The sequence below is a fragment of the Massilia sp. P2_C2 genome, assembly GCF_056404615.1.
The window spans coordinates 1-5,463 of the sequence record NZ_JBFUDR010000361.1; the positions used below are offsets into that span (position 1 = coordinate 1).

Consider the following 5,463-nt stretch of genomic DNA (forward strand, 5'->3'; position numbering starts at 1 on the left):
GCGTTGGCGGCCGCGACGCCCAGCGTGAGCGCGGCCAGGATTGCTTTCAGTTTCATTCGAATGTCTCCTTTGATTCGGAAGCGAAAGGCCGGTCCCGTGCACGGTGCGCGGGACCGGCGCATCCATCAGTAGGTGTACAGGACGCCGCGGGCGGCGCCGGCGAAGTACACGCGTCCGGGCACGTTCTGGTCGGCCGCCAGGTTGCTGATGCCGGCGTACTGGTGCAGGTCGTCGTTGATGCGGGTCCAGTTGACGGCACCGTCATCCGAGCGATACAAGCCCCACTGGCCGTTGATCACGCCCACGATGTAGATCGATGCCGAGTACTTGGCGCCTGCCGGGGCTTTGCCGAGGGTGATCGACGTGGCGCCATAGACCGTCGGCTCGTAGTTGTTGTTGGGGTTGGCGATCGATTGCGTCACGTTCAGCCTGGTCCAGTGCGCGCCCGAGTCGGTCGAGTGCAGGACGCTGAACCCATCCACCAGCCAGATGTCGCCTTCCGCGTTCGGATTGACGGCGACCGAGCTCACCTGGAACGAGTTCAGCGCCGCGCCGCTGGTCGGGAACGCGGTGCTCTCCGTGAACGTGTGGCCGCCGTCCGTCGACGTGAAGAAGCGCGGCGTTTCGTTGGCCCACAGCTGCCACCACGCGCCGCCCGAGTTGTACGCATAGACCTTGTTCGGGTTCTTGCGGTCGGCCACGACGTGATAACCGCGCGACACCCATGCGTTTTGCAGTGCCGGCAGGTTCGTGTAGGTCCACGTGTTGCCGTTGTCGGACGTCCACGCCGGTACCGACTCGGCCGGTGCCCAGACCGCGTTGCCGGCCTTGGTGACGGCGATGCTGGCGGTTTCGGACTGGTGCGCCTTCGCGTCCGGGTGGTTGGTTGCGAACCGGTTCCAGCTCACCCCGCCGTTGGTGGAGTAGGCGCCGACGATGTCCGGGAAGTCGTACGACCCGGCGCCGATGGCGGCGATGTAGTTGGGGTTGGACCATGCGGCGTCGATGCCGAACGCGCTGCCGAACCAGTTACCCGAGGTACGCGTGGGCGACTTGAGGAGTTCCGTCTGCACGGTGACGCCGATGTCGAGGCCGGCGCGCATCAGCGAGTAGCCGGCACCCGGCGCCGGGGCCATCAGGGCCTTCGTCGCGACTTCCTCGACGCCTTCGACCACGAAGTTCCACGTCGGCTGCGCGGCCGACGCGTTGCGGGTCTCCCACACGCCGCCGCCGGTCACGTGCAGGACGCGGTCCGGATTGTTCGGGTCGATCTCGACGTCGTCCACCCAGCCGGAGTAACCGCCATCGGTCGGGTTGCGAGGCATCAGGTTGGCGATTTCGCGCCAGGTGGCGCCGCCGTCGTCGGACATCTGCACGGCCGGCATGCCAACCCAGTTGCCCCACGTGTTGGTCACACCCAGCGCGATGCGGGTGTGGGCGCCGGTGCCGGACACCGACAGGCCGCCCATGCCGAAGCTGGACCACTGCGTGTCGTCGTAGCCCTTCAGCAGGGTCCAGTTGGTGCCGTCGAACTTGTACAGGCGGCACGGACCGCCGGCGCCCGGGCCGTTGCCCTTCGTGAACGCCACGTACATCATGCCATCCTTGGCGCGCACCATGTGCGGGATGACGAAGCCCTGCACATCGGCCGGGACGGGAATGCTGGTCCAGGACGTACCGCCGTTGGTCGTCTTGTACAGGCCGGCGGTCAGGCCCGCCATGCCCGCGTAGTCGGGCGCCACCGCCGTGTAGATCGTCTGCGTGGCGCTGCCGGTACCCTTGGTATCGGTGTCGAAGATCACCTGCTCCATGCCGACAGGGCTGCTCCAGTTGGTCGTGTCGATCTGCGCCTGGGTCATCGTCAGCGTCGACAGCGACGTCACCTGGTTCCAGGTCTGGCCGCGGTCCGTGCTCTTCCACAGGCCGGCCGTGCGCGTCGCGTAGAACAGGATGGTCGGGTTATTCGGGTCGACCATCAGGCGCTCGCCGATGGCGCGGCCCTGGTTGTTGCCGCCCGCGGGGAACGGCAGGTCGACGTGCGTCCAGTGCGTGCCGCGGTCGGTGGAAATGTACAGGCGCGCGTGGCTGTTGGCCCAGTTATACATGCCGGCGCTCATGTAGACGCGCTGGTCGTCGTTCGGGTCGAGCGCCAGTGTTTCGCTGCCGTGGTAGAAGCCCTCGTCGGGGCCGAACACGTCCGTGATCGCGGTCCAGGACGAGGTAGCCGGATCCCAGCGGTAGGCGCCGCCCACGTCGGTACGCGCATACAGCACATCCGGGCTGGTCGGGTGGAAGATCAGGCCCGGCACGTAGCCGCCGCCGCCGAACTTCACGCTCCCGAAGCGGGCGGTCTTGATGGTGGGGCTGGCGGAACCGATGGTGCCCGCCATGACGGTACCGTTGCCGTTGCCGTGGTCGGCGTCGGTGCCGCCGCAGCCGGCCGCCAGGCCCGCCACGACGCCGGCCAACGCGATGAGTCGCATCTTCTGCATGCTTGTGTACTCCAGATTGATTGTGATGACCTACCGGCCTTGCGCCACGTCTCCAGGCACGCCCAATCGCCGGTATTCGACCGCCGCGAGATCGTCCGAAGCTCGCGGCGTTGGTTACATTCTGTGAAGATGCAGGGGCAGCGGCAATGACGAAAAACCTCAAGTTGCCAACGAAATACGTGAGTTGCCACCAAAGAATCATGAAATCGCGCAGCCCGCGAAAAATTTCTCGGAACCGGGTCTCGTGACGCATCCGCCTATCCATTCGGGTGCTAGCATCCGCGCGCGCAACGTGCGCCGCCCGCAACCCCATTCGAAAACGCATATGACATCTCGACACCTGTCCCGGACCGCCGTCGCGGCGGCCGTGGCGCAAACGCTGGCCCTGCTGGCCCTGACCGCCCAGCCCGTCCAAGCGGCGCAGGCCGATCCCGCCGCACGGGCCCAGGCCCTGCTTGCCCGCATGACGCTGGAAGAAAAAGCCGGCCAGCTGCAATCCACGTCGCCCGCCATCGCGCGGCTCGGCATCCCCGCCTATAACTGGTGGAGCGAAGGCCTGCACGGCGTCGCGCGCGCCGGCAACGCCACCGTGTTCCCGCAGGCGATCGCCCTGGCCGCCACGTGGAACAATGCGCTCATCGAACGCGTCGCGGACACGGTCGGCACCGAGTTCCGCGCCAAGTACCTGGAGACCGTGCATCCCGACGGCGGCTCCGACCTGTACCGCGGCCTCACGGTGTGGTCGCCGAACGTGAACATCTTCCGGGATCCGCGCTGGGGCCGCGGCCAGGAGACCTATGGCGAAGACCCGTACCTGACGGCGCGCATGGGCGTGGCCTATATCCGCGGCCTGCAGGGGGCCGGCCCGGGCGCCCCGAAGGTCTCGGCCACGGTCAAGCACTTCGCCGTGCACAGCGGACCGGAGGCCGACCGCCACCGCGAAGACGTCCATCCTTCCCCGCGCGACCTGACGGAAACCTACCTGCCCGCGTTCCACGCCGCCGTGACGGAAGGCCATGTACTGTCCCTCATGTGCGCGTACAACGCGGTAGACGGCATGCCTGCCTGCGCCAACGGCCCTCTGTTGAAGGACCTGCTGCGCGATACGTGGAAATTCCAGGGCCACGTCGTGTCCGACTGCGGCGCCATCGCCGACATCCACACCGAAGGGGCGCACCGCTACGTCGACACGCCCGAACGCGCAGTGGCGGCCGCCATCAAGACCGGCACGGACGTGATGTGCGAATTCGGCGACAGCCCGACGGCCACCCCCGGGACCACGGTGAAGGCGGTCAAGCAGGGCCTGCTGGCCGAGGCCGACGTCGACCGTGCCGTGCTGCGCCTGCTGGAGGCACGCATCCGCCTCGGCCTGCTCGACAAGCCGCAGCCCTTTGCCGGCATCACGGCGAAGGACTACGACACGTCGGGCGACAAGCGCCTCAACCTGGAAGCGGCGCGCCAGTCGCTCGTGCTGCTGAAGAACGACGGCCTGCTGCCGTTGAAGGCGGCGCCGCGCGGCATCGCCGTGATCGGTCCGAACGCCGACAGCGTCGACGCGCTGGTCGGCAACTACAGCGGCACGCCGTCGAAGCCGGTCACCGTGCTGGCCGGCCTGCGCGCCCGCTTCCCGCAGGCGAGAATCACGTTCGTCGAAGGCACGGGCTGGGTCGCGCCGCCGCTGCAGGACGTACCGGCGGACGCGATGTGCCTCGACGCTGGTTGCGCCCACCCCGGCGTCAAGGTGGAACGGTTCAACAACCTCGATCTGTCGGGCACGCCCGCTGCCGTCGAGACCACCCCGCAGGCCGAGTTCCGCTGGGGCTGGCCGAACGCGTTCGACCACAAGACGTCGGCACGCTGGAGCGGCTACCTGCGTGCCGCCGAGAGCGGCCCGCACCACCTGCGCCTGAAGGGCGGTCCGGGCTACCGCATCCGCATCGACGACCGCCTCGTCACGGACCTGTGGGACATCGCCTGGCCGACGTCGAACGTCCCCGTCGAACTCGCGGCCGGCAAGGTGTACAAGGTCGAGATCGAAGCGCGGCAGACAGGCTGGGACGGCGAGCAGAAGTTGCAATGGACGCGCCCGAGCTTCGACGATACGGCCGCGCTGGAGGCGGCGCGCGCGGCGGACGTCATCGTGTTCGCGGGCGGCCTGACGTGGCAGCTCGAAGGCGAAGAGATGTCGGTCAACGCACCGGGTTTCGCCGGCGGCGACCGCACGAGCCTCGACCTGCCCGCCCCGCAGGAAGCGCTGCTGGAACGCCTGGGCAGCCTCGGCAAGCCGCTCGTCTACGTCAACATGAGCGGCAGCGCCGTGTCGCTGAACTGGGCCGCGGGCCACGTCCCGGCCATCATCCAGGCCTGGTATCCGGGTGGCGAAGGCGGCCAGGCCGTGGCCGAACTGATCGCGGGCGACTTCAGCCCCGCCGGCCGCCTGCCGGTGACGTTCTACAAGTCCGCCGGCGACCTGCCGCCGTTCAAGGACTACGGCATGCAGGGCCGCACCTACAAGTACTTCAAGGGCGAGCCGCTGTACCCGTTCGGCCATGGCCTGAGCTACACGCATTTCTCGTACAAGCTCGCGGCCCCGGCGCCCAGGGCGGTGTGCGCGGGCTGTGTGGCCAAGGTCGCGGTCGACGTGAAGAACGACGGACCGCGTGCCGGGGACGAAGTCGTGCAGGTCTACGTCGCCCGCCCGGGTCCCGCGGCGCCGAACCGGACCCTCGTCCGCTTCATGCGCGTCAACCTGCAACCGGGCGAGAAGCGCCGGCTGACGTTCGACCTGGACGGCAAGGCCCTGAGCACGGTCGACGCGGCCGGCAAACGCAATGTCGAGGCGGGTCCGGCCGACGTGTGGATCGGCGGCGGCCAGCCCGGACCGCAGACCGCCGGCGTCGCGCTGAAGGTCAACGTGAAGGGCCGCCGCAGCCTGCCGCAGTTCTAAAAACCTGTCCCGGTAGCCGGGAAC

General features: G+C 68.3%; 2 protein-coding genes. One reads left to right on the top strand and one right to left on the bottom strand.

The genetic code is table 11. The annotated features are described in order from the left end of the window. Nucleotides 1–125: 125 nt before the first annotated feature. Nucleotides 126–2,492 (bottom strand): dockerin, encoded by a 2,367-nt coding sequence (locus tag AC1DYX_RS27020; RefSeq protein ID WP_477264628.1) that lies wholly within the window; start codon nt 2,490–2,492, stop codon nt 126–128. A 325-nt stretch (nt 2,493–2,817) separates the two neighbouring features. Between AC1DYX_RS27020 and AC1DYX_RS27025 the strand changes: the two genes are divergently transcribed. Further along, entirely contained in the window at nt 2,818–5,439 is a 2,622-nt protein-coding gene (locus tag AC1DYX_RS27025) for a glycoside hydrolase family 3 C-terminal domain-containing protein (protein ID WP_477264630.1), read from the top strand. The last annotated feature ends 24 nt before the right edge of the window (nt 5,440–5,463 follow it).